The 26176-nt window shown below is 40.5% G+C and carries 26 protein-coding genes; 19 read left to right on the top strand and 7 right to left on the bottom strand.

Going from position 1 to position 26176, the window contains the following annotated elements:
- Window positions 1-15: 15 nt before the first annotated feature.
- The 13 genes from ftsW to rbsK all read left to right on the top strand — a co-directional run bounded on the left by ftsW (window position 16) and on the right by rbsK (window position 13369).
- A complete protein-coding gene (gene ftsW / locus E0485_RS00700) occupies window positions 16-1158 on the top strand; it encodes a putative lipid II flippase FtsW (protein ID WP_328591231.1) in 1143 nt (380 codons plus the stop codon).
- A 10-nt stretch (window positions 1159-1168) separates the two neighbouring features.
- Entirely contained in the window at window positions 1169-2302 is a 1134-nt protein-coding gene (locus E0485_RS00695; protein WP_132415557.1) for an FtsW/RodA/SpoVE family cell cycle protein, read from the top strand.
- A gap of 247 nt (window positions 2303-2549) precedes the next feature.
- On the top strand, window positions 2550-3917 hold the full coding sequence (gene mgtE, locus E0485_RS00690; protein ID WP_132415555.1) for a magnesium transporter: 1368 nt from the start codon (window positions 2550-2552) through the stop codon (window positions 3915-3917).
- Window positions 3918-3935: 18 nt separating this feature from the next.
- Window positions 3936-5273, top strand: a complete 1338-nt coding sequence (gene mgtE, locus E0485_RS00685; protein WP_132415553.1) for a magnesium transporter — start codon at window positions 3936-3938, stop codon at window positions 5271-5273.
- A gap of 124 nt (window positions 5274-5397) precedes the next feature.
- Window positions 5398-6222, top strand: a complete 825-nt coding sequence (locus tag E0485_RS00680; RefSeq protein WP_132415551.1) for an undecaprenyl-diphosphate phosphatase — start codon at window positions 5398-5400, stop codon at window positions 6220-6222.
- A 112-nt stretch (window positions 6223-6334) separates the two neighbouring features.
- The gene (locus E0485_RS00675; protein ID WP_132415549.1) at window positions 6335-6766 is read left to right on the top strand and encodes a BlaI/MecI/CopY family transcriptional regulator; all 432 of its coding nucleotides are present in this window, start codon (window positions 6335-6337) and stop codon (window positions 6764-6766) included.
- Window positions 6763-7569, top strand: a complete 807-nt coding sequence (locus E0485_RS00670) for a M56 family metallopeptidase (RefSeq protein WP_132415547.1) — start codon at window positions 6763-6765, stop codon at window positions 7567-7569. The genes E0485_RS00675 and E0485_RS00670 overlap by 4 nt, the downstream gene beginning before the upstream one ends.
- Window positions 7570-7663: 94 nt before the next feature.
- The gene (locus tag E0485_RS00665) at window positions 7664-8437 is read left to right on the top strand and encodes a prolipoprotein diacylglyceryl transferase (protein WP_132415545.1); all 774 of its coding nucleotides are present in this window, start codon (window positions 7664-7666) and stop codon (window positions 8435-8437) included.
- A complete protein-coding gene (locus E0485_RS00660; protein ID WP_132415543.1) occupies window positions 8409-9527 on the top strand; it encodes an acyltransferase family protein in 1119 nt (372 codons plus the stop codon). The genes E0485_RS00665 and E0485_RS00660 overlap by 29 nt, the downstream gene beginning before the upstream one ends.
- Before the next feature lie 133 nt (window positions 9528-9660).
- The gene (locus E0485_RS00655; protein ID WP_132415541.1) at window positions 9661-10218 is read left to right on the top strand and encodes a TetR/AcrR family transcriptional regulator; all 558 of its coding nucleotides are present in this window, start codon (window positions 9661-9663) and stop codon (window positions 10216-10218) included.
- A 139-nt stretch (window positions 10219-10357) separates the two neighbouring features.
- Complete coding sequence (locus tag E0485_RS00650) at window positions 10358-11965, top strand: oleate hydratase (protein ID WP_207910919.1); 1608 nt, start codon at window positions 10358-10360, stop codon at window positions 11963-11965.
- Between the two features lie 15 nt (window positions 11966-11980).
- Complete coding sequence (locus E0485_RS00645; RefSeq protein ID WP_132415537.1) at window positions 11981-12271, top strand: hypothetical protein; 291 nt, start codon at window positions 11981-11983, stop codon at window positions 12269-12271.
- 189 nt (window positions 12272-12460) lie between these two features.
- Window positions 12461-13369 (top strand): ribokinase, encoded by a 909-nt coding sequence (rbsK, locus tag E0485_RS00640; protein WP_132415535.1) that lies wholly within the window; start codon window positions 12461-12463, stop codon window positions 13367-13369.
- A gap of 73 nt (window positions 13370-13442) precedes the next feature.
- Here the strand turns inward: rbsK and E0485_RS00635 are convergent, their stop codons facing one another.
- Window positions 13443-14435 (bottom strand): LacI family DNA-binding transcriptional regulator, encoded by a 993-nt coding sequence (locus tag E0485_RS00635; protein ID WP_165921034.1) that lies wholly within the window; start codon window positions 14433-14435, stop codon window positions 13443-13445.
- A gap of 201 nt (window positions 14436-14636) precedes the next feature.
- Between E0485_RS00635 and rbsD the strand changes: the two genes are divergently transcribed.
- From rbsD to rbsB, 4 genes are read left to right on the top strand one after another with little or no spacing between them, the layout of a single operon-like run.
- Entirely contained in the window at window positions 14637-15029 is a 393-nt protein-coding gene (gene rbsD / locus E0485_RS00630) for a D-ribose pyranase (RefSeq protein ID WP_132415531.1), read from the top strand.
- 19 nt (window positions 15030-15048) lie between these two features.
- Window positions 15049-16530, top strand: coding sequence for a sugar ABC transporter ATP-binding protein (locus E0485_RS00625; RefSeq protein ID WP_132415529.1), 1482 nt, complete (start codon window positions 15049-15051; stop codon window positions 16528-16530).
- A 2-nt stretch (window positions 16531-16532) separates the two neighbouring features.
- Entirely contained in the window at window positions 16533-17477 is a 945-nt protein-coding gene (locus E0485_RS00620; RefSeq protein ID WP_132415527.1) for an ABC transporter permease subunit, read from the top strand.
- Window positions 17478-17503: 26 nt separating this feature from the next.
- Window positions 17504-18433: a ribose ABC transporter substrate-binding protein RbsB gene (gene rbsB / locus E0485_RS00615; RefSeq protein ID WP_132415525.1), complete on the top strand. Its 930-nt coding sequence runs from the start codon at window positions 17504-17506 to the stop codon at window positions 18431-18433.
- A 110-nt stretch (window positions 18434-18543) separates the two neighbouring features.
- Here rbsB and E0485_RS00610 read toward each other — a convergent pair whose 3' ends face one another.
- From E0485_RS00610 to E0485_RS00585, 6 genes are all read right to left on the bottom strand, one after another.
- On the bottom strand, window positions 18544-19164 hold the full coding sequence (locus E0485_RS00610) for a DedA family protein (protein WP_132415523.1): 621 nt from the start codon (window positions 19162-19164) through the stop codon (window positions 18544-18546).
- Between the two features lie 73 nt (window positions 19165-19237).
- Window positions 19238-19864 (bottom strand): GNAT family N-acetyltransferase, encoded by a 627-nt coding sequence (locus tag E0485_RS00605; protein ID WP_132415521.1) that lies wholly within the window; start codon window positions 19862-19864, stop codon window positions 19238-19240.
- Window positions 19861-20649, bottom strand: a complete 789-nt coding sequence (locus tag E0485_RS00600) for a MerR family transcriptional regulator (protein WP_132415519.1) — start codon at window positions 20647-20649, stop codon at window positions 19861-19863. Before E0485_RS00600 ends, E0485_RS00605 begins: the two co-directional genes overlap by 4 nt.
- A 211-nt stretch (window positions 20650-20860) precedes the next feature.
- Window positions 20861-21538, bottom strand: coding sequence for a hypothetical protein (locus E0485_RS00595; RefSeq protein ID WP_132415517.1), 678 nt, complete (start codon window positions 21536-21538; stop codon window positions 20861-20863).
- A 1-nt stretch (window position 21539) separates the two neighbouring features.
- The gene (locus E0485_RS00590; RefSeq protein ID WP_132415515.1) at window positions 21540-22409 is read right to left on the bottom strand and encodes an ATP-binding cassette domain-containing protein; all 870 of its coding nucleotides are present in this window, start codon (window positions 22407-22409) and stop codon (window positions 21540-21542) included.
- Window positions 22410-22416: 7 nt separating this feature from the next.
- Window positions 22417-22785: a GntR family transcriptional regulator gene (locus tag E0485_RS00585; RefSeq protein WP_207910910.1), complete on the bottom strand. Its 369-nt coding sequence runs from the start codon at window positions 22783-22785 to the stop codon at window positions 22417-22419.
- A gap of 241 nt (window positions 22786-23026) precedes the next feature.
- On the opposite strand from E0485_RS00585, the gene E0485_RS00580 reads away from it, so the two are divergent.
- Window positions 23027-23731 (top strand): ABC transporter ATP-binding protein, encoded by a 705-nt coding sequence (locus E0485_RS00580; protein WP_132415511.1) that lies wholly within the window; start codon window positions 23027-23029, stop codon window positions 23729-23731.
- Between the two features lie 2 nt (window positions 23732-23733).
- Window positions 23734-26058, top strand: a complete 2325-nt coding sequence (locus E0485_RS00575) for an ABC transporter permease (protein ID WP_132415509.1) — start codon at window positions 23734-23736, stop codon at window positions 26056-26058.
- The last annotated feature ends 118 nt before the right edge of the window (window positions 26059-26176 follow it).

Here is a 26176-nt window from a genome sequence, read left to right as displayed (position 1 = left end):
ACGATTGATCGTGGGGTGAGTATTACAATTTCTACAAGAGGTCGTCCTGATTATCTGCTTCTATTTGTGACGATATTGTTGGTTGGCTTTGGTCTCGTTATGATCTTTAGTGCTAGTTGGCCCAAAGCAGTTTTTAATCATGAAACTCCTTGGTATTATGTGCATAGACAGGGTTTGTTTGCATCTGTTGGCCTATTGTTTATGCTCATTTGTATGAATATTCCTTTCCGTGTCTGGAAGAAAGCTGGGCCACTCCTGCTAGTGACATCATTACTGTTGCTATGTCTGGTATTAATTGGCGGCGGTAATATAAATGGTGCAACAAGATGGTTCGTGATAGGTGGTTTTAACTTTCAGCCTACTGAATTTACCAAGTTTGCAATTATCGTCTACTTATCTGCTTTGATCAGCAAAAAAGGCGAACATTTTCGATCATTCAAAAAGGGACTACTTCCTATTATTCTGATGATAGGACTTATTCTCTTGCTAGTTTATCTGCAACCAGATTTCGGTACCGTGTTAATCTTGTTATCCATAACATGTACGATCATCATTGTCGGCGGTGCAGATTTGCGCCAGCTTTTCACGCTCAGTTTGGGACTTGTTCCCGTTTTCATTTATCTTGCAATCAATAAAAGCTACCGTCTGAGGCGGATCAGTTCTTTTTTGAATCCATTCGATGACATTTCCGATTCGGGTTACCAATTAAGTCAATCACTCTATGCTATGGGTCATGGTGGGTTCACAGGAACAGGGTTAGGACTGAGTGTGCAGAAGCTATTTTATTTGCCTGAAGCCCACACGGATTTTATTTTTGCCATTGTAGGTGAAGAATTAGGGTTTATCGGCACTTTTTCACTTGTCATTATTTACTTTCTGTATATTTGGAGAGGGTTTACAGCAGCAATTAAATGTAATGATCTATTTGGCGTCATGCTTGGTATGGGCGTGATTACCTTAATATTTACACAATTTGTGTTGAATATTGGGGCAGTAACAGGCAGTCTCCCCATTACTGGGGTACCGCTACCTTTTATTAGCTATGGAGGCTCCTCCTTAATTCTAAGTATGGCTTGTACTGGTATTCTATTAAGTATCTCTAGAGATAACAATCGAAAACGTCAAGAACTAGATCACATTCACAAGAAGCAAAGATAGAGGTTTCGATATGTTACATTATTATTTTAGCAAACTCAAAAAATTAGATTTCCCAACCATAATCTTCATGGTATGTCTAATCACAATTGGTACGATAGCGATAAACGGTGCAACTTCGGAGACCAGATTAAATGGTTTGTATATTAGCAATTTGGTATTATTCGCGGTTTTCTGCTTGCCGATGCTATTAGTGGCAGTATTTGATTACAAACTATTAATGGGCAAACTCGCTTATGTTTTATATGGAATCGGAATTGCATTACTACTTTTAGTCAAGTTTAAAGGAGAGAATATTAACGGTGCAGTTCGTTGGATAAGCATTGGTGGTCAGCAATTACAACCATCTGAGCTAGTCAAATTATTTACAATCCTATTAGTTGCCTATTTATTGCAGAAGCGAGCAGGGCAGCCGTTGCGACTGTTTCAAGATTTACTGCCGATCTGCATTGTTTTTTTGATTCCAACCGTGCTTATTATGCAGCAACCTGATCTAGGAACTTCACTTGTATTTATTGGAATTCTGATAGGTATGGTATGGATGGGCAACATGCGCATGATTTATTTTGTTATCTGTATCGGTATTGTTGCCCTTGTGGTAGGCCTAATTTTATGGTTGTATTATGCAGATTATGAATTATTAGCCAAAATCGTAAAACCGCATCAAATGGAAAGAATACAGACTTTTCTAGATCCGGTCAATGACCCAGATAAATCATGGCATATTACAAATGCGATGAATGCGATAGCATCAGGTGGAATCATTGGAGATAATGGCTATTATTTGCAGCAAGGTTATATTCCATATGCCTATTCTGATTCGATCTTTGTTGTAATTGGCGAGAAATATGGATTTGTGGGTTCTGCAGTACTCCTGTTGCTTTATTTATTTTTGGTTTACCGATTGGTTATGATTGTAGTCCAAAGTAAAGAATTAGGGGGTTCATATCTTGTTGTAGGACTTATAGGTATGCTTGTTTTTCAAATATTTGTAAACATTGGCATGCATATCGGTCTGGTTCCGTTAACTGGAATTTCATTGCCTTTCATTAGCTATGGAGGCAGCTCACTGCTTACGAATATGATTGCAATCGGACTCGCTTTAAGTGTAAATATTCACCAAGACGAAATAGAATTATCAGCATAAGAGCTTGCCATGAGGCAGCTCTTTTTTGTTTGTCAAATAGGGAAAAGGAATTTTAACTTTTTATAACCTTTTATTTTACATATAAATATAAAATAAAAAAGCATCATGTGAATATTGACGCTTAACATGTAAACAATGGAATTTTTATTAAATTTACTAGGGATACTAATCGAAGACATAAGGAATAGCTCAATTATTCACAACGATCCCCCAAGTTTATGACATTAGATGGAGGGAATGAACCTATATGAATGCCAAACTAACTAGACGTAAAGAAGAAACAACCAATCTCCTTTTATCCTCTTTAACAGAAGAAAATAGTCAACAATTCCATTCTGCTTTTATGAATCTGCATGCAGTTGACCAAGCAGCCTTCTTTTTGGGACTTGATGAATGGTATCGGCAGAAGGTCCTTCAATACTTGCAGCCACGTGAGTTTGCAGGATTGTTTCAGGAAATGAATTTGGAAGATAGAAGGCTAATTATGCCAAGTCTTGATGTTAAATATGTATCTGAATTGCTGAATTCCATGCTGCCCAAAGAAACAGCCGTTTTCCTAAGACATATATCGGAGCGAAAAGCGATTTCACTTCTTGAATCCATGGAGTCAGGTGCTAGAACAAAAGTGGAACGACTTCTGAAGTATCCGGTTAATGCGGTAGGCGCGATCACAAATACGATATTTAGTTCTGTATATGTAACAGATACAGTTGAAAAGGTGCTAAACAGCTTACGACACTCCACGGAAGAGGGACATGTTAATTATCTGTTTGTGACGGATCATGATCTTCATTTAATCGGTAGTGTATCGATGCGTGAACTATTGCGAGCCCCTTTAAACATCGAAATCAATGAGATTATGAATCGAAATATATTCTCTATTGAAGAGCACGCTGGACAGGCAAAAGCTGCCGAGATCATAAAAAAATATGATCTCCATGTTCTCCCTGTTACGGATGCTCATGGGGTTATGATTGGCATAATAACAGTAGATGACGTTCTCGATTTATTGGAAGAGAGGATGGAGCAGCGAATTCATCATATTGCTGGGATCAAAAAAGGACTCTTCTTAGCCTCCGATAATTTTAGATCAGTTAGTCAAAGATTACCTTGGCTCATAGGGTTAACTGCGGTGGGCTTTGTAATGGCTAGGCTCACGGCCCCTTATATTGCATCGTTGGAGCAGTTTGTACTGTTAGGACTTTTCATTCCTGTCATTCTCGGTATGAGTGGAAACAGCGGTATTCAGTCTTTATCTGTTGTAATTAGAAAAATGACATTGAGTCCATTGAAAAGCAAAGAAAGATGGAATTTGCTTGCTAAGGAAGCAGGTATTGGTGTTATGACGGGAGTCGTTTGCGGACTAGTCGCATCACTACTTGCCGTCCTCTTATTTGGATCGAAACCGCTTTTCGGCTTGATCGTCGGAATAGCATTGTCTATCTCTATTCTGTTTGGAACGATAACTGGAGCTGCTCTACCCTTAATCGTTGAGCGTTTCAAAATAGATCCAGCAGTTGCATCTGGTCCCGTAGTTACAACGATTAACGATATATTAGCACTGTTTGTTTATTACGGAGTTGCTGCACTTATTCTTACATTTACAGCATCATAACCGAAAGGAGTATCCTACATGATTCATCTCGAAGAATTAAAAAGCAAAATTATGGAATCCGATGAAGAGTCCTTAATTTCATATGTTGAATTGTTCAGACCGTTTGATTTGGCGAGCTGCGTTGAAGAGCTTGATAAAGCGGAACAATTGAAATTAATGAAAATCGTGCCCGCACCATTATGTGCGGAGATAATGGAGTATTTAGAACCTGAGTTGCAGTATCGTATTCTATATAATTTAGAAGAGACGATAACTTCACAAATACTTAACGAGATGTCGAGTGACGTAGTAGCCGATATGATGCTTGCTATTCATCGATATCAAGCAGTAAAGCTCTTGAATTATCTGCCAGAGGATTATCGGGCAAAGGTTCAGACATTAATGACCTTTCCCGAGCATACCGCGGGCAGTTTAGCGACAGTCGATTATATTGCTGCACGCAGTTCATGGACAATTGAGCAAACCATGCAGCATTTCCGTAAGATCGGACATGATGCAGAGATTACTTCCTATGTTTACGTGACAGGTAATAAAGGAGAGCTTCGGGGAGTAGTCTCGCTTAAGGAACTCATTCTAACAGAACCAAATACCGAAATATCAAAAATCGTAACGGAAGATGTCATTTATGTACCTGCATCCATGGAACAAGAGAAAGCCGCCGAACTTCTATCACGATATGATTTGGTTGCGCTTCCCGTCGTTGATGAACAAAACCGCTTAATTGGCGTTATCAATGTCGATGATTTGATCGATGTCATTCAAGAAGAAGCAACTGAGGATATTCAAAAGTTAGGAGGTAGCCAGCCGTTAACAGCAACTTATTTTAAATCTTCTGTTTTCCAGCTTTATAGAAAGCGAATCATTTGGTTGCTTGTATTATTTGCGGCCGAAGCCTATACAGGAACAGTGCTGAGACACTATGAGGAAACGTTAAGCGAAGTTATCGCACTGTCGTTCTTTATTCCGCTGTTGATCGGAACAGGAGGAAACACAGGGACACAAACCGTTTCTACTCTTGTACGGGCGCTGGCAGTTGGAGAAGTGCAATTCCGTGACATTTTTAAGGTAATAAGGAAGGAAATAACCACAGGTCTCATGACAGGTGCTTCGATTTCATTAATCGCATATGCCAGGGCTTGGATGCTTGGGGTTGAGACGAATATTGGACTCGTTGTAGGCATTACATGCATGACGATCGTTCTCTGGGCTTCCTTTGTCGCCGCGATTCTACCTTTAATTTTACATAAATTGAAAGCAGATCCCGCCGTCATCTCAGGTCCATTTATTACGACATTAGTGGATGGAACTGGACTCATCATATACTTCTCGATTGCCAAGATTATTTTGCAATTATAGAAGAATAATCACTATATGATTCTAGGCCGTCGACAAACATAAAGCTATCGTGTTATCTTGTAGATGATATGATAGCTTGTTTCGTTTAAGCTCAAATTAAATAATCTGGAATCGAGGTTACATAATGGATTTTATTGAAATTTTTAAAGCCTTTATATTAGGCGTGGTGGAAGGAATCACCGAATGGCTTCCAATTAGTAGTACTGGGCATATGATACTAGTCGATGAGTTTATCCAATTAAATGTATCTGCTGCCTTTAAGGAAATGTTCTTGGTTGTGGTACAGCTTGGCGCCATTATGGCCGTCGTTATTTTATATTTTCATAAGCTCAATCCATTTTCGCCTAGTAAGACGAGGATTGAGAAAAATGAAACTTATTCATTATGGTTCAAGGTATTGGTTGCCTGCGTTCCTGCTGGTGTGATTGGTTTTCTATTTGACAATGATATTGAAAACATCTTCTACAATTATGTTACGGTTGCGATCACGCTCATCGTATATGGTATTCTATTTATTGTTGTGGAAAACCGGAATAAAAACAGAAAGCCTCTTGTAAATCATTTATCGCAGCTGACATATCGAATGGCATTCATCATTGGTATATTTCAAGTTTTAGCCCTTATACCAGGTACGTCACGCTCAGGCGCTACAATTATCGGAGCGATTCTGATCGGAACATCCCGATTTGTAGCAGCAGAGTTTACTTTTTTCTTAGCCATACCCGTCATGTTTGGAGCCAGCTTGCTTAAGCTTGTTAAATTCGGTTTCCACTTTACGGGCACAGAGCTAGCTATCCTGCTAACCGGCATGATCGTATCTTTTATCGTGTCGATTCTGGCAATCAAGTTCCTGATGGGGTATATTAAAAAGCATGATTTTAAAGCATTTGGCTACTACCGTATTGTACTAGGTATTTTGGTACTTCTGTATTTCTTACTGATAGGGTAGTTAGGAATTAGCATAATTACCTAAGAGAAGGCTGTCGATATTATCGGCAGCCTTTTGTTTGACATTCGATACTCATACATACTACACTATGTAGTATAAGGATGTGAAGATAGTGCAGATCAAAAGAATGAATGTGGATGGGGAAGGACTGAATCGTTTTTTTGGACCGCTTGAGGCCAAAATAATGGATATTTTATGGTTATCAGAAGGGTTAAGCTGTAAAGAAGTCCAGACTATCTTAAATCAAGAAACCCCTATTACAATCAACACGGTCATGACGGTCATGAACCGATTGCATGAGAAAGGTCATCTTACTAGAGCGACGGTTGGTACCGGAAGAGCGCGGGTAGCGAAATTCAGTCCGTTGCAATCGAAAGAACATTTTCTGGAAGAACAAACGAGAACTGTGTCGCAAGGACTCATTCAGGATTTTGGAAGTATCGTTGTTAATCATATGATCGATGCGCTGGATGATGCCGATCCAGAAGTGATTTCCAAGCTGGAAAGAAAATTAAACGAAATGAAAAGCAGGAAAAAATCATGAGCCATATCGTAAAAATGAAATTGATGTATGTGCTGATGATCTTTTTTGTAGGGATGCTTATCATTCAGATGGGATTTGTAGTAACGCATCAAATCAGGGACATCAGCTCACATAATCTGGCAATTACATATATCTTGTTTGACCTCGTCCTAGTGTATGCGCTTAGCCGAATCATTTGGCGGGTTGCTAGACAATGGTATTTATCGAGACACTGGCTTCGAATTTTTCGCGCAGAGACTCAATCCAAATTAACGAAAGAACTCAATTATAAGTACCGTAGTTGGGGGACGGAAATTATCGTTGTACAAGACGATGCGTTTATCGCTCTAACAATGGGCATGCTGAGGCCTAAAATAATCATTTCGACAGGAGTTATTAGATTATTCGATGAAAGAGAAGTGCAAGCGATCTTGCTGCATGAATGGTTTCATTGCCGTAATCATGACAATCCCAAATTGTTTCTTTCAACTCTACTTGTGGATGCCTTCGGGTATTTGCCGATCATCAAACCAGTCTTTCATTATTATAAAATTTGCAAAGAGTTGTTGGCAGATCGTTTCGCGATCAAGCAGATGGGCACTGAATTGCATTTAGGCAATGTTCTGATGAAGTTAATCAAATTAGGAGAAATACAACGGCGTGAGATTGCGGTTCATTTTACGGAGTCTGCGATCGATTACAGAATCATGCAGATACTAGAGCCTGACAAGACAGTGAAAGTGCAGATAGCACTGCTCAGGCCGTTGTTGTTATCCTGTTTGTTCTTGATTCTAATGATGATAGGTGGGAGTGGTAGCTCATGACCCACCATTTTGTTGGATTATCATACTACAATGTGTAGTATCTTAATGGAAATTAATATTTCGCTTTGATCTATAGTGTAAAGGAGACAATCGTATGTATAATGATATTTTTGCAATAGGACCTGTTGAAATCCATGGCTATGGTCTCATGATAGCTATAGGCGTATTTTGCGCCTTGTGGGTAGCAGCTAAGCGGGCAAAGAATAATCTCGATGTCAATGTTGTGTATGATTTGACTTTTATTGTTCTTATATTTGGATTCATTGGTGCAAAATTACTCTACATATTAGTGGAGATTGAAACGATGATTAAAGATCCGATGCAAATATTATCTGGAAGTGGATTTGTTGTTTATGGAGGAATTTTAAGTGGATTACTGGCAGCAATTCTATATTGTAAAAAGAAGAAAATCAGTTTTTTGAAATATTTTGATCTATTAATTCCATCGGTTGCGATCGCACAAGGATTTGGTAGAATTGGTTGTTTTCTCGCTGGATGTTGTTATGGCAGTGAAACGGATTCCTTTATCGGTATTGCGTTTGAGCACTCAGAAATTGCTCCTAACGGAGTTAAGTTGATACCCACTCAATTGTTTTCAAGTGCGGGGGATTTTTTGATTGCATTTATATTAATCATGTATGCTAAAAAAGGTAGAAGCGATGGAAAAGTTGGCGCATTGTATCTCATCCTATATAGTATAGGTAGATTCATCATCGAGTTTTATCGAGACGATTATCGAGGTTTTATCGGTTATTTGTCTACATCTCAATTTATATCTGTCATAACATTGATAATTGGTATCGTGATGTTTTTTAAACTGACAAAAAGGTGGATCAATCATGAATTTGAGAATAGGTTACATAGATAACTTGCGGGTGTTTCTAACCATACTTGTTGTTGTATTCCATACCTCTATTGCTTATGGTGCAGCAGGATCTTGGATTTTAGAGGATGTCGATAAAAGTGAATTTAATGGGACTATTGTTTTACTAACGATCTTTACAGCAGTATGCCAGTCTTTCTTTATGGGTTTATTCTTTTTTATTTCCTCCTATTTTATTTCAATATCGTATGAGAGAAAAGGCGCTATCAGGTTTATAAGAGATAGATTTGTTCGTCTGGGTATTCCTCTTCTCATTTATTATTTCTTGATCGGTCCAATGACCGTTTGGTTTGCGCATTTTCGATCTACACAAACTGTAGCTGAGTTCTATAACGCCAACGTTTGGAGTTTTCGGGAAACATTTTTTGGACCAGCTTGGTTTTTAGAAGCATCTATTTACTTTGCATTACTCTATGTGCTCTTTCGAATCATAGTAAAGAGTAAACCAGAAATAAAGAGAACAATTTCGTTTCCAACTGGTAAGACCTTATTTGGACTAGCAATTGTTACTGGATTTATCGCCTTTGTAGTGCGTTTCGTATATCCAACCGGCGAAGGTCCATTGGAATTACAGCTAGGGTACTTTCCATCTTACATCTTGCTATTTATTGCGGGTATTGTTGCACAAAGAAACAATTGGCTAGAAGAAATTCCACAGAAATTATTGAATATATGGAAATGGTCTGCAATTTGTATGATTCCAGTATTACCCCTCGGACTAATCTTAACTGGGGGACTAGATGGAAACATCAACTTTAATGGCGGTTTCAATGTACAAGCATTCCTTTATGCAATGTGGGAGCCATTCGTCTGTTTCGGAATTATCTTATCTTTGCTTAATTGGTTCCGATTACGTATGAATACCATCAATGTTTTTACTAAATGGCTATCGAATAATGCCTATACTGTCTATTTGATACATCCACCGATTATCGTCGGGTGGACAATTGCTTTTCACGGAAATACTTTGCCTGCTGCCATCAAGTGGATTATCGTCTCAATTCTTTCGGTTGTAATTTGTTTCATTGTTGCTAGTTTGATCCGGTTGCTTCCATATGCAAAGCGTGTGATTTAGTTTACTTATTGAAGATAAATGTCATGCTTAAATCAGGTTAAAGGTTTGTACCGCTTGGCACGGCTCAGTTATAATAAATAGGAGTTTACTATCTTTATAGGTACTCTTTATAGCTTGAAAGGAGTTGTGCGATATGTCCCTGATGACTAAAAATGCTTTGGCCGCATCTCTAAAAGCAATGATGGAACGATCATCATTAGATAAAATAACAGTTAAAGATCTTGTTGCTGATTGCGGTGTGAATCGCCAAACGTTCTATTATCATTTTCAAGATATATATGATCTATTGGGTTGGATTTATAAGAGGGAAGCATTGGATAGTATTTCTAATTATCGTACATACAACACTTGGCAACAGGGATTTCTGAAAATATTTCAATATGTACTGGATAACAAGAAGTTCTGCATGAGCACGTATCGATCAATGGGACGAGAACATTTGGAGCTGTTTCTTCACCAAGCGGTATTCGATCTGCTGATGTCTGTTATTGAAGAAGTCAACGCCAATATGCAGGTGAGGGTGGAAGATAAGGACTTTATCGCGAATTTTTACACCTATGCGTTTATCGGTATTATGCTCGAGTGGATCCGAAATGACATGAGTGAAGATCCAAGGGTAATGATTGACCGATTAAGCGTCCTGATTGAAGGCGATATGGAAAAGGCAATCAACAAGTACGTAAAAAGATAATCATAAGGGGATTACTTTACCCTTATTTTTAGACAATGTGGGGGCTGTGTATAAATTTTATACACGGCCCTTTTGTTGTCTAAGGTAAACGACCCATATGTGCAGTATATTGGTTTCACAGAAACAAATACATCAACATATGGAGGTTACATCGATGAAAAAAGAACACGGAAACAGACAAGTTTACTTTGTTGGAGGCGGACTAGCATCACTGGCGGGTGCATCCTATCTTGTACGTGATTGTGATTTTCCAGGTGAGAACATTCATATTTTAGAAGGGATGCACATCCTCGGAGGAAGCAACGACGGTGCTGGAGATACAACGAATGGTTTCGTATGCCGCGGCGGTCGTATGTTAAACGAAGAAACCTATGAAAATACATGGGAACTGCTATCTTCCATTCCTTCAATTGAGCAAGAAGGCGTGTCCGTATGCGATGAGATTCTAGCTTTTGACCATGCTCATCCTACACATGCGAATGCTCGCTTGATTGACAAAGACGGAGAGGTTCTGGATGTCATGTCCATGGGCTTTGATACAGCGGATCGATTAGCGCTTGGGAGATTGATGATCACACCGGAGGAGAAATTGGACAACTTGCGGATCTGCGATTGGTTTGCGGAAACACCACACTTTTTCGAAACGAACTTCTGGTATATGTGGCAGACGACATTTGCTTTCCAAAAATGGTCCAGCTTGTTTGAATTCAAACGCTATATGAATCGGATGATGTTTGAATTTTCTCGTATTCAAACACTTGAAGGGGTTACACGTACTCCTTATAACCAATATGATTCGATTATATTGCCGATCAAGACATACCTAGATGGTTTCGGCGTTGATTTCAGCTTGAAATATACAGTAACGGATCTCGATTTTGAAGAAGGCGATGGTATTACAGTAACAGCTATCCATTATGAGCAAGAGGGCAAACCGGGAATAATCCAGCTTCGTGAGGGTGATTTGTGTATCATAACAAATGGCTGTATGACGGATAATGCGACATTAGGTGATCTGAACACACCTGCTAAGATGCTGCCAGAGAATCCGATGTCAGGCGATTTGTGGGCAAAGATTGCAGCCAAGAAAGAGGGACTTGGCAATCCGACTCCATTCTTCGGAAATGCAGAGGAAACGAACTGGGAATCCTTCACGGTTACTTGCAAGGGCAACAAGCTACTTAAGATGATCGAGAAATATTCCCGTAACAAACCCGGTAGTGGTGCTCTAATGACATTCAAAGATTCTAGTTGGTTGATGTCGATTGTCGTTGCCGCTCAGCCTCATTTTAAAAATCAACCGGCTGACACTACAATTTTCTGGGGATATGGTCTGTACACAGATAAAGTGGGCGATTATGTCAAGAAACCAATGCGGGATTGTACAGGTAAAGAGATGCTGATTGAACTGCTGCATCATCTGCATATGGAAGAGGAAATGGATGAAATCATGGATAGTGTCGTGAACGTTATACCATGTATGATGCCATACATTGATGCTCAGTTCCAACCGCGTGCGATGAGTGATCGTCCACAAGTAGTGCCAGAAGGCTCCACAAACCTGGCGATGATCAGTCAGTTCGTTGAAATTCCAGAGGACATGGTGTTTACGGAAGAATATTCGATCCGCGCGGCTAGAATTGCCGTATATACTTTGATGGGATTAAATAAGAAGATTTGTCCGGTAACACCTCACAGGTATGATGTTCGCACCTTGCTCAGAGCATTGAATACCTCATACAGATAAGGGAGGAAGCAAGCGATGGACGGAACGTATAACATTACGATGCAAACTCCAATGGGTATGGAAAAAGGAACTATTACCTTCACGCAGGAAGGTAACGCACTTAGCGGCTCATTAAACATCTTCAGAGGCAGCAATGTATTTTCTGGCGGGAAGGTCGAGGGCAATGAGTTCGAATTCTCGGGGGAGATCAAGAAGCTAATTGCCAAGATTCCTTATACGGCAAAAGGAACTATTTACGGAGATAACTTGACGGCAGTAGCCGATACGAAATACGGCAAGCTTGCGATCAAGGGGAGTCGAGCCTAGTAAGATCTTTTAATATTAAACCTAAGGGCATTCGCTGAGCATAGCGATTGCCCTTTCTTTTCTTATTTTGAAGATGCCTCGACCAATTTATCCTTCATTGACATAATGTTTAGTAGTATGTTATCTTGTGTGTAAACGGTTACACATCATCTGCTCAAGTTTCTATCATGACAACTCGGAGGGAGTACAATGACAAGTAAAATTGTTGTAGTTGGCAGCATTAATAGAGATATTGTTGTATCTACCAACAGAATGCCCGTATTAGGGGAAACTATTCAAGGTGAGGGAATTGAATATTTGTCAGGAGGCAAAGGAGCGAATCAAGCGGTAGGAGCTGCCCGCTTAGGTGCGGAGTCGATTCTGATCGGCGCTGTGGGGGATGACTTCTTTGGACAGGGTACGCTGCGAGAGCTGGAACAAAGTGGTGTTAATACGCAGTGTGTTGAAACAATCGAGGGAACACCAACAGGTGTTGCGAATATATACCATACTTCGGGAGATAATTGTATCGTCGTTATTCCTGGGGCGAACGGGTTGTGTACACCAGAGCTTGTTAGCCGCTATGCGCATGAAATCGAGCAAGCGGATATTCTGCTGACACAGCTTGAAGTACCTATGGAAACCGTGTACAGTGCGTTAAAGCTAGCAAAGCAATTTGGTGTCACGACGGTGCTGAATCCAGCGCCAGCGCAAGAGCTTCCGGAAGCATTACTGCAGCTTGTGGATTATATTACGCCGAATGAGACGGAATTTGCCACGCTTTGCGGACATTCACTTGAAACGGAAGCGCAGTTAGAGCAGGCGATGATGGAATGGAAAGAGCGTTATAACACGCAAGTTATCGTAACGCTTGGAGAGAAAGGCTGTGCCTTTTTAAAATCGGGGCGAATGGCAAGTATTCCTGCATACAAAGTACAAGTAGCAGATACGACTGGTGCGGGCGATTGTTTTAATGGCGCACTATCATTCGGTCTTGCACAAGGATGGGAGTTAGAACGCTGCCTTAAGTTTGCTGTTCGCGCATCAGCTTTGTCGGTAACGAAATTTGGCGCGCAAGAGGGTATGCCTACGTATGATGAGGTTATCTCGAGCTTGTAGTATTTGCAAAGAACCCCCACATTGCTGTTTATTAACGGCATCGTGGGGGTTCTTTGTTGTTCAGAATGTAATTTTATAACGAGCGCGAAGATGCATTAACGATTAATTGAACATCGATTAGATAGTTCTTTTTCTCTAATGGATGTTCTTTAATCATTTGATCAAGATACATCATGGCACGTTCTCCGATCGAATAGATCGGCTGTGCAATCGTAGAGAGTTCGGGGTAGAACATATCCATATGAATACCGTCATAACCAATGACTTTTACTTGATCAGGGATCCGCACGCTGAACTCATGCAATGCCTTCATCGCACCAGCAGCCATCAGATCATTGCCAGCGAACACGCCTTCGATATCAGGATGCTTTGCGTACAATTCACGCATCGCACTATAGCCACCGCTGACGCTGAAATCCCCGTAAACCATCAAACTAGGTGTAAACCATTCTTGCTGTTTGCATACATCCTCATACCCTAACATGCGATTTTTAGCTGCTGTAATATGATAGGGGCCGCAGATATGCGCTATTTTCTGACAACCGGAATCCAGTAAATGCTGGGCAGCCATCTGGCCGCCTGTTCGATTGGCTGATGTGATCGAAACAATAGGCGTATCTTCCCACGCATTATCGATGACAACGACAGGGATGTTCTCCGCTTCCAGCGCATAGATTTGTTCAGGTCGGATCGTATACGAGGAAATGATAATCCCGTCGATACGCTTATTGATGAGCACATCGATGTAATTTCGTTCCTTATCCGGATTATAGTCCGTATTGCACAGAATAAGTGTGTATCCGAGACGACTTGCGACATCTTCAGCAGCGCGAGCGATCTCCGGAAAAAACGGATTTAATATATCGGGTACAAGTAGTGCGATAGTGGCTGTTCTTTTGCCAGCTAAGCTTCGGGCTATGTTGTTCGGTTTATAATTAAGCTTCTGTATAGCGGCCAAAATAGTTTCTTCTGCTTCCTTACTAACATAACCACTTTGATTGAGGTATCTAGAAATGGTAGCAACTGAAACTCCGGCTAATTTACTAACATCTCGAATAGTAGACATGATAATAACCTCTTCACATGATATCGTTTCCACAACCACATTATAGCACATATTGGGAGTCAATAACCTAGTATTTAGGGGAATAATAATTATCCATTGACAGCGGTTTCAAAAAAATGTACTATGTGTGTAAACGGTTACACATTACACAAACATTTTGTAACCGTTCTAACAGCTAAGGTGATACTGGAGGAAATTAAAGTGAAAAGAAACGGAGTTCTCAATAGTCATATTTCTCAAGTATTGAGTCAATTAGGACATACGGATTCAATCGTCATTGCAGATTGCGGATTACCTATTCCGCGGAATATGGAACGAATCGATTTAGCACTAGAACTCGGTAAACCGTCATTTATGGATACATTAAAAGTTATACTAAGCGATATGAAGGTGGAAGCTGCTATTATTGCGGAAGAAATGCTGGACAATAATCCGGTCATGTATGAAGAGCTGCGTGCAATATTCGGGGATTCGCTTCAACTGGTTTCCCATAGCGAACTGAAACAACGATCATCAGATTCGCATGCGGTCATTAGAACTGGAGAAGCTACACCTTTTGCCAATATTATTCTTTACTCAGGCGTTATTTTTTAAAAAAAGGGGGTGCTTGCAGATGAACATTGAAATGAAGCAAATCTCCAAGGCATTTCATGGCAACCAAGTACTACGTCAAGTTAAGTTCTCACTAGTTGAAGGTGAAATTCACGCTTTGATGGGGGAGAATGGTGCCGGGAAATCGACCTTAATGAAAATATTGACTGGTATGTATGCGCATGATGAAGGAGAAATCCTTATCGATGGCAAACCGCGTACTTTCAAAAATCCGAAGGATGCAGAACGGAATGGCATTTCGTTTATTCATCAAGAGTTGAATATATTACCGTATTTGACTGTCGCAGAGAATTTATTTCTTGGACGGGAGCTTAAATCAGGTTCTTTGGGAATCATGAAGACGAAAGAAATGAATCGGATTACGGCAGAGAAGATGGCGTCGCTCGGCATTTCGTTAGATCCGAAGAAGCTTGCGGAAGAGCTGTCTGTAGGACAACAGCAAATGATCGAAATTGCAAAGGCGCTTATGACTGACGCAAAGGTCATTATTATGGATGAGCCAACCGCAGCATTAACAGAACGTGAGATTCAAACCTTGTTTGATGTGATGAGGAAGCTGAAAGCAAGCGGAGTGTCCATTGTATACATTTCACATCGGATGGAAGAAATTTTCGCTATGTGTGATCGAATTACCATTTTACGGGATGGGACGTATGTGGATACGAAGCAAATTGTGGATACTTCCTTTGATGATGTGGTTCGGATGATGGTTGGTCGCAGTATTGGAGAGCGCTTTCCTAGTCGGACTAGCAAGCCTGGAGATGTTTTTCTGGAAGCGGAGCAATTGTCGTCACGTAAATTCGATAAAGTATCCTTCACAGTACGTAAAGGTGAAATCCTGGGCTTTGCAGGACTGATGGGTGCAGGTCGCACGGAAATCATGAATGCGATCTTTGGCTTGGAGCCGACGACAGGAGGAACACTCAAAATCAAGGGTGAATCGGTTCGAGTGAAGAGTCCGCACGATGCGATAGCGCGGCGGATCGGATATATTACCGAGGATCGCAAAACGAAGGGCTTGCTGCTTGACTTCTCTATTAACGATAATATTGCATTGGCGAATTTAGAGAGTTTATCTCATGCAGGCGTGATCAACCGCCCGAAGGAAAAGGTGCTTGTCGATCAGCTCATGCAGCAGCTTAATGTAAAGGCTTCGGGATCATCGCAGCATGTTAGGTTTTTGAGTGGAGGCAATCAGCAGAAGGTTGTCATTGCCAAGTGGCTCGGGACGCAGCCGCAGTTACTAATTCTCGACGAACCAACACGCGGCGTAGACGTCGGCGCTAAGAAAGAAATCTACTCTATTATGAATCAATTAACCGAGCAAGGCGTGGCAATCATTATGGTCTCTTCCGAATTGCCAGAAGTGCTTGGAATGAGCGATCGGATCGCAGTTGTGCATGAAGGTACCATTAAAGGTATCTTGTCACGAGAAGAAGCAACACAAGAAAGCATCATGAGTCTTGCAACGGGAGGAAAATAATCATGAAGACTGCCAGAATAAATTCGGCTGTTTTGCAAAAATTCGGTTCGTTTCTTGGTCTAGCGCTTATTATTGTTGTCATTACTATTCTCAATCCGAGTTTTATCGAACCATCTAACTTGTTTAACGTCTTGCGCCAAGTTTCTATTAATGCGCTCATTGCCTTCGGGATGACCTTTGTTATTCTTACAGGCGGAATTGACTTGTCTGTCGGTTCGATTTTCGCCTTATCTAGCTCGATTGTTGCGGGCAGTATGGTATCGGGGATGCCTACGATTCTAGCAGTATTCCTTGGTCTCTCAGCAGGTTTGGTTATGGGCGCGATAAATGGCCTTGTCATCACCAAAGGAAAAGTGGCACCATTTATTGCAACGCTGGCTACGATGACCATTTATCGGGGATTAACGTTAGTGTACATGGATGGAAAGCCGATTACCGGGTTTGATGACAATGCTGGCTTTATGATGTTTGGACAAGGCTATTTCTTGGGAATTCCGATTCCTGTAATTACAATGCTTATTACCTTTTTCATCTTATATTTTATTCTGCGGAAAACAACGTTTGGCCGCCAAACGTATGCCATTGGGGGGAATGAAGAGGCATCTAGATTAGCTGGAGTAAAGGTAACTAAGATTAAAGTGTGGGTCTATTCGTTGTCAGGATTGCTTGCTGCACTTGCAGGTATTGTCCTTACTTCGAGATTGAACTCCGCTCAACCGACCGCAGGAGGATCGTACGAGCTTGATGCCATCGCAGCGGTTGTATTAGGTGGGACAAGCTTGTCGGGAGGAAAAGGTTGGATTGTCGGTACGTTAGTAGGTGCACTAATTATTGGTGTACTGAATAATGGTCTGAATTTGTTAGGGGTGTCCTCGTTTTTCCAACAGGTCGTCAAAGGTGCTGTCATCTTGTTGGCGGTATTGATTGATCGCAAGAAAGCTGCGTAACTAAAACATCTTAGGGGGATTTTTAAATGAAAAAATTTACTTCTTTGCTGCTAGCTACAGTAATGGTCATGGTCCTAATTGCAGGTTGCTCAACAACTGCACCGGGCGAAAAAACAAGCACGGACGGAAATGAAGGAACTACAACGTCTTCGAATAAAATCGGCCTTTCGGTCTCGACATTGAACAATCCTTTCTTCGTATCTCTAAAAGAAGGCGCTGAGCAGAAGGCGAAGGAACTCGGCATGGAACTTATCGTAGTTGATGCGCAGAATGATGCTGCGAAGCAGGCGAGTGATGTTGAAGATTTAATTCAGAAAAAAGTAGGGATATTGCTTATCAATCCAACTGATTCCGATGCGGTATCTTCGATTATTAAGTCCGCGAACAAAGCGCAGATTCCAGTTATCACGCTCGATCGCAGCGCGAATGGTGGAGAGGTTGTGTCTCACATCGCTTCCGATAATGCAGCGGGAGGAGAAATGGCTGGACAATATATGCTTGAATTGGTGGGCAAAGGCGCTAACGTTGTTCAATTGGAAGGCGTACCAGGTTCTTCCGCAGCTCGTGAAAGAGGAGCAGGATTTGAGAAAGCAATTGGCAGCGATTTGAATGTAGTAGCTAAGCAAACGGCTAATTTTGACCGCGCACAAGGCTTATCTGTCATGGAAAACATTCTTCAAGGCAACAAAAACATTAAAGGTGTGTTCGCCCAAAATGATGAAATGGCACTTGGTGCATTGCAAGCGATTAAAGCCGCTGGATTAAAAGATATTGTTGTGATCGGGTTCGATGCGACGAGCGATGCAGTTGCAGCCGTGAAAAATAAAGAAATGTCGGCAACTGTCGCGCAAAAACCGGAATTGATCGGTAGTGTGGGTATTGAGTCAGCGAAGAGAGTGCTGAACGGAGAGAAAGTTGAGGCATTCGTTCCTGTTCCACTAGAGTTAATTAAGTAATAATTGCAATGAAGTGAAAGAGAATAGGAAGATCATGAATGAAGAGGATGCTTTGGTCGCAAAGCGTCCTCTTTGTTGTGTAATCATCATTCGATGCGCTTTCGATTGACTCATTCGACTTCATCGCTTTTTGGTATTTTGTGACGTGACGATAGAACCATTCGTTTTACTAGCCAGACAACAGCTGCAATCAAGACCAAGATGATTACGATACGCCAAGAATAACGCTCAACGGCGTAGAACAAATTGTCCCTCTGTGAGCCAAACACGTATCCCAAGCCGATGAAACAAATACACCAAAATAAGGCGCCGCTGTAAGCATAGGTCGCAAAGGTCCGAAACGAAGAGCCCAAAATGCCTGTCAAATAACCAGTCACATGCCGAACTCCAGGGATAAAATAACCGATGAATATAAGGAAATTACCTCGCTTGTTAAACCATTTTTGCGTTTTATCGAATTTGCTTGGTGTAATAAACACCCATTTGCCAACGCGTTGAATAAAAGGCATTCCTACTTTTAGACCGACAAAATACGTCACGGTCATTCCTAAGGTAGTTCCAGTAAACGCTAATAAAAGTGCCGTCCATCCGTCTATTACACCCAGATAAGACAAATAACCTACGTACAGCATTGTTAATTCCCCTGGAAAGGGAAGAGCAATGAACTCCAGCAGTAATCCTACGAACAGGAATGCATATCCATATTGCTCAAACAGTGCTTCAATATTCATCGATATCACATCCCTTTTTGACTTTCTCGTATAGGATAAACAATAAGCAAGCTCAAAAGCAAATAAGAATAGGTCATTTTAGTTTGAGGACCATATAATCCCATTTTGATTCATTGAACAAAAGATGCCCCACTAAGCTATTCTTTTGTAAATGAGTCTGGAATGAATGGAGCTCGTATAAATGCTTGGCACGTTGATTATTGCCTACGACGTGCAAGGACAGCACATCTAAGTTCGGCTCCGTTTGCACAAAATGCTGTGCCCACTGCAGAAACAGCTTTCCAACTCCCTTGCTTCGATGATCCGGATGGACAACAACGTCTGCAATATAACATTCTCCAGCCTGTGGTTTATGGTCTAGTAAATATAAACCGATCAACATTTTAAACAGGTTCCATTTACCAAACCTATTGAAGCTCTTCCACGAAGGGCGGTCCTGCCTTTGTTTCATGTCAGATTCAGGCTTCCATTTGATACATATCGTTCCGATCACTTCTCCCTCTTGTAGGGCGACCATTCTTTGACTTGCTGGTTCCGTAGGATAATGGTCCAATAGCTTTTCAAAAAAAAGAGAGAGATCGTCATCATTCATGTTCGTCAGATTATGAAATTTCCCGCGAAATCCATGAACAAGCAATCGGCTGACCTGTGGATTGTACTTAACTTGCATAGGTTCAATGGTTATTGTCGATACCGTCATTGTCGATCATTCCTTTCGGAATTTGCAGTTGGTTCAATCAAGGCTTGTAGCTCATAGTGCAACTTGCTTTGGCTAAATAAGGATAAATAGGATTTTTCAATAAGGATCAGTGGTCCTGCTATGACATAAGACTGCCCAGCAGCATAGTCGTAAAACTGTTCAATCATATGCTCGAGCTCATCATCTTCATTATCAAGGCACTGTATGGAAAGGTAATTACCCTCAGGTAAAGAAAAATCGCCAGTCGCCTGCGTTTCCAGGTACAAGGTAACGGTGTTCGACTCATACAAATAATGAATGTCCGATTCAAATAAATTCGGAACACGCTCCGCCTGTCCGACCAGTAGTGTGGCATTAAGCTTTGTGTGTGAATCCATTTCAATCCAACGTGTAAAATAGGAAGTATCTCGCCACTTTATTTGGTATTGATTTGGGTGCAAGCTAAAGCTTTCTTGTTCATGCAAAACTTTGTTGATGAACTGATGAAGCTCTTTGAGTCGTTGCATCTCAGCATCCACTTCCCGCAGGGAGTGATGAAGAAGCTTCCGATATTGATCCGCAGAATAGGAGGTCATACATTCTTTAATGGACTGAACAGGTACACCCAGTCTGCGAAGCAATAAAATATGCGCTAGTTGGTAAACTTGATCGATGCTGTACATTCTATACTGATTATTACCGGTGTAAGCAGGTTGAAGAACTCCTTTTTCTTCAAAATAACGAAGTTGATGAACAGACACATTCATAAGCTTGGCTAATTCACTTATCGTAATTTCACTCTTCATAAAATTCACTCCTAGGGATGAGGCTTGGAATATCTTAACCATACACCTTAGGTCAGACCTAAGGTCAAGTGTATTAATCAAAATTATTTCAAAGCCGTGAACGGCAGAGATGCCGTTTTTTTGTTTCGATTTAAAAAGAGATAATGCCTAATAAGCATCATCTCTTTCGGGTAATAGGCCACTTTTCTTGGGCGATAAATTTTTAGGGCTTTTAGTAGGTTCTTTTTCTAGTAAAAAACCAGCCGCCGGCTACGAAAATGATATAAAACATAAGGTTAATTCCGACACCCGCCAGCAGCGAGCTGCTAAATAACAGAGTTTTGAAAAAAAAGACGACATGAACGCGCAGCGAAGGAATCGCCGTTCCGATTGGGATCGCCGCAATAAGCAGAGCCGACAGTAGCCAACCGACAGGGTGGTAGTAACCAGAGACCAACATGCTTAGAAGCGCCATCACCATCAAATAAAAGGCGGTTTGGTAAAGAAAAGAACCAGCCAAGCCAAAGTCATCCCAATGAAATGCTTTAATAAGATCAACGGTGTTCGTATGGAGCACATTCACTTCAAACACAAGCCATAAAGAATTGAACAAAGCGATGGCTGCTGCCCAGACGGCAAAGACGAATTGAAGTCCCTTGAAATATTGCTCCCTGCTTGCGCCCACATGTACGATACGTTTGTAATAACTGAGCGGCAGCGCGATAGCGATAAGGAGCAAAATAATAATCAGCATGTTGCCTACCGAAAGGCCTTTACTTTGGCTCAAATCTATAAAGATACTAAAAATGAAAAGCGTCAGTCTTCCAATCAGGATAAAAATAATTATGCTCAAGATATAAATCCTCAGTTGCAAATAGGTTGCCTTTATATGAACGGCCAATGCACCCAATCTAGTGACCTCCTTCGACCAAATACGAGAAAAACTTTTGAAGCGACAGAGGATCAATCGAAATGTCCAACTCGCGCGCCTGTTGCTTGTCCCCATCGTCCAACTTTTCGTAAATAGCGGCAAGTGTGCCGCGGCCATAGGTTTCCGTATGCAATACGCGCTTACCTTCTATAAACGAAGCTACTGCCTCCAAATTTCCCCGTATCAGATGAGCTGCCGTACGTATCCGATCCATCTCATCATGAAGCAGGAGGGAGCCAGCATCAACGATATAAATTTTTTCTACGACTGGGGCAATTTCGTCAATCAAATGCGTAGACAGTAAAATCGTACGAGGGTGATTGGCGTAATCCTCTAGAAGCGCCTTGTAAAACTTTTCCCGCATCAAGACATCGAGTCCGAGTACCGGCTCGTCGTATAACGTCAGCGGTGCCCGGCTGGCCAATCCGATAATGTTACCCACGATCGATTCCGTGCCTCTTGAGAGCTGTTTGATTTTTTTGTGCGGATCGAGCTGAAATGTTTTGAGTAACTCATGAGCTAACGTCCAGTCCCAATTGGGATGAAAATTCGCAGCAAACTGCAAAGTCTCGATAACCCGCGCTCCTCCGAAGTGTTTGTAATTCTCGCGTACGAAACAGAAATCCTTCGGAAGTTCTCCTTTGCCCAGCTTTTTTCCTCGTACCTCGATTGTGCCGCTGTTCGGGAAGGCACCACCTGCGATCATGTTAAGCAAAGTCGTTTTGCCGGCGCCATTTCGTCCGAGCAAGCCGTAAATGACGTTTTCCTCCAACTGCATATCCAGATTACGCAATGCGTAAGTTCGACCGTATTGTTTGTTTAAATTGTGGCAAGTTAATGCAATGCTCAAGGTTCGTTCATTCCTTCCTCAACTGTCTGATCATGTCAATGATATGTTCGGTTGTCAGCCCGAGTTTGTCGGCTTCATTAAGCAGATTGGACAGCAGTTCCTTATAGAAACGATCTTTTCGCTTAATCTGAATCTTCTGATTAGCATCAGCAGCGACATACATGCCAAGCCCTCTTTTTTTGTATAGGATACCTTCATCTACGAGCAGGCCGATCCCCTTCACTACGGTTGCCGGATTGATTTGAAACAGCTGAGAAAACTGAGCCACAGAAAGAATTTGCTCGTCCACTAGGAAAGTGCCGTTCAGAATATCGTCTTCAATTATATCGGCTACCTGCTGAAAAATCGGTTGCTTATCGTCGAAAGTGACGTTCATTGCCTCACCATTCATCTTATTAGTATGTTACCTATCTAACATACCATAGTTTATGTGCATTCAATTGTCAATATCCGTTGGCTCGATCGATATTACGAACATTCGATCGGTAATTGACAATAATTTGCACGTGCATTATAGTATGCTACATGAGTAACATACTAATATGCTAATGGCAAAAAGACTTAGCAAAGGATAACTTCAGAAATTTCAATTAATACGATACGAGGAGATGTAAGAAGTGAAAAAACTAATCGAATTCAAACAAGTAACGAAAGAATACAAAGTAGGAGAAGTGCCAATCAAGGCTTTGGATGGTGTTAATTTTTCTATATCAGAGGGAGAATTCGTCGTTATATTGGGTGCAAGCGGTGCCGGCAAAAGTACACTTTTGAATATACTTGGCGGAATGGATACGGCTACTTCAGGTCAAGTGTTTGTTGGTGAACAAGAAATAACAAGCTTCGGAGAAAGGAAATTAACATCATATCGCGGAGAGAAAGTTGGCTTTGTATTTCAATTCTATAACTTAATTCCGAATTTAAACGCGCTGGAGAATGTTGAATTTGCCACTGAAGTATGTAAAGACCATCTGGATGCTAAAGACATATTACATAAAGTTGGATTGACGAATCGAATCAAAAACTTCCCTTCCCAGCTCTCTGGAGGAGAACAACAAAGAGTGGCTATAGCTCGAGCTGTTGCCAAAAATCCTTTACTTTTACTCTGTGATGAACCAACTGGCGCTTTGGATTATGTGACGGGCAAGTCCGTTTTGAAGCTTCTTCAGGATTTGAACAAGGAAACGAAAAAGTGCGTCATCTTGGTAACGCATAATTCCGCAATTGCTCCTATGGCCGATAAAATTATTAAAGTGAAGAGCGGAATGATAGAAAGCATTACAATTAATGATGAAAAACAAAGTGTCGAAGGGATCGAGTGGTAATTATGAAATTATTTTTAAAATTAGTAAGGGATATTAAACAATCGATTGGGCAATTTATAGCCTTAGTTTTGGTTATCGCTGTAGGAGCTTTTTTCTATGGGGGGCTGGTAACTTATAGCGATAAGCTTAGTGCTTATACGAAGGATTACTATAAAGAACATAATTTAAGTGACTTAAATGTGTATTATAGTCAAATTTCCAAAGATGATGTAGCTGGTTTAAGCAAAGTTGAAGGTATTAAAAAAATAGAAGGACGTTATACCTTTGATGCCACGCAAGCCATTGAAGATTATAAAACTTCAATAAAAATTCACTCGATCCCTGTAAACAATGAAATAAATACGCCTACTATGATTGAGGGTAGTATTCCGACAAAAAAGGATGAAATCTTATTAGATTCCCATTATGCAAAAGAACATCAGTATCATGTCGGTGATCAAATCAGTATAAATACGAATGGAAGAGATTTAAAGTTTATCATTAGCGGCTTGTGCGAGAATGTTGAACATGTAAAAAAGAACGAAACACAAGACCATAAAGCCTACGGAGTAGCTTATATTGCGGAGGAGACAATACCTGAAATCGCAGATGGCTTTTACTATAATGAAATCGTGATTGATGCGCAAGATGGTTACAATATTGATAAATTAGGTCAATCCATTGAAGTACAATCCAAACAACTTTCTTATTTAAACCAAGTAAGTAAAGAACGGACTTTCAGTTATTCTAAATTAAATCAAACGATTTATAATAATGGTATGATGAGTAAGGTTGTACCTTTAGTTCTCTTTTTGATTTCAGCTACTATCCTATTTCTAACCATGTCGAGGATTATAGATTCTCAAAGAAATCAAGTAGGTATTATGAAAGCTTTGGGTATAAAAAACAGAAAAATCAGGCTACATTACATGGGATATCCTGTACTGGCAGGTATAATAGGCTCAATCCTAGGTAGTGCCATTGCCGCTACTGTATTTATTCCAATGATAACTGGGTCGAGTGCAAGGTCTCACTCTCTGCCTGACATTACATACTCACTTTCTTTTTATTCAATTATTCCCCCCATCATTTTCTCTAGTGCTTTTGGAGTCCTAGCATGTTACTTAAGTGGTAGAACCATTTTAAAAGAACGTGCTGCTCAGGCTATGCGTCCTAAACCGCCAAAGACGATGAAAAAGCTATTGATAGAAAGAGTTCCAGGTCTATGGAGCCGCATTTCCTACAGTTATAAACTCATTTTGAGAAATATTTTCTTAAATAAACCAAAAGCTTTAGCGAGCTCTATCGGTGTTATTGTAAGCACTGTTTTATTGATCACTGCTTTTGGCACTCAAGCGGCCTTGCAAAAAGTAGCGAACCAAGTTGAAGATGTTTATACCTATGATTTAAGAGTAGATTATACGATCGGAACATCTTCTGATACGTTAAAACTACCCTCCAGTATTAAAAATAGTTATGATTTATCTTACTTTCCTGTTGAATTCATAAAAGATGATAAAAAAGAAAATGCCACTTTAGTTGTTACTGAAAAAGAAAATAGTCTCATTCATTTCTTTGACGAAAATGACAATGAGATATCTTTAGAAAACAATGGTGTGCTGGTACCCAAATCTTACGCCGACAAATATCATATTGTAGAAGGGGATATCATCCAAATAAAGTTCACAGCACCAGAGCTTAATAATAAAACTGTAGATACGAAGGTTTTACAAATATCTTCACAGTATTCGAATCCGTCGTTTTATATGACACCAGCCTATTTAAAAAGCTTTGACATCAACTATAGTCCAACCTCGCTTTTAGTTGAAGCAAATAGCTCTACAGATCTTATAAGTGTTCGTAACTTCTTTGAACAAGATCCTCATGTAGATACAATTGCAGATAAGACGGGTCTAAAGAAATCAGCTCAATATATTTTGAAACAAAACAGTTTTGTATTTATCATGTTTACCATTTGTGCCGTCATACTCTCCTTTAGCGCCGTATATACGATATCTTCCATCAACATTTATGAAAGGAATCGTGAGCTTGCAACACTTAAGGTATTAGGCTATCAAAAAAATAGAATAAACAGACTTATCTTTTTTGAAAACATCATACTAACCACCTTATCGGTAATTGTAGCTATACCGATCAGTCGCTATATTTATACTTTTATTGTAAAGGCACTGTCTAGTACCCATCAACAAATCCCAGATAAATTTAATATATTTGTTATATTGATAGCCGTTATTCTTGCATTCATACTCACCATCCTAGCTAACTTACTGCTTAGGAGAAAAGTGACTAATATCAATATGATTGGATCATTGAAAAGTATAGAATAAAATACTGGATGCTACGACCAATAATAGGTGCAAGTTCGGTTTGCTCGACTATCAATGTACGATAAATGGTACAATGTTAATATTATTTGAAATTAACATGATCGAAAGGTTGATAAGC

The organism is Paenibacillus albiflavus (assembly GCF_004344915.1).
GTDB classification, from domain to species: Bacteria; Bacillota; Bacilli; order Paenibacillales; family NBRC-103111; genus Paenibacillus_AM; species Paenibacillus_AM albiflavus.
Note: the sequence above shows the minus strand (reverse complement) of the source record. Positions and strands in the feature narration are given on the sequence as shown.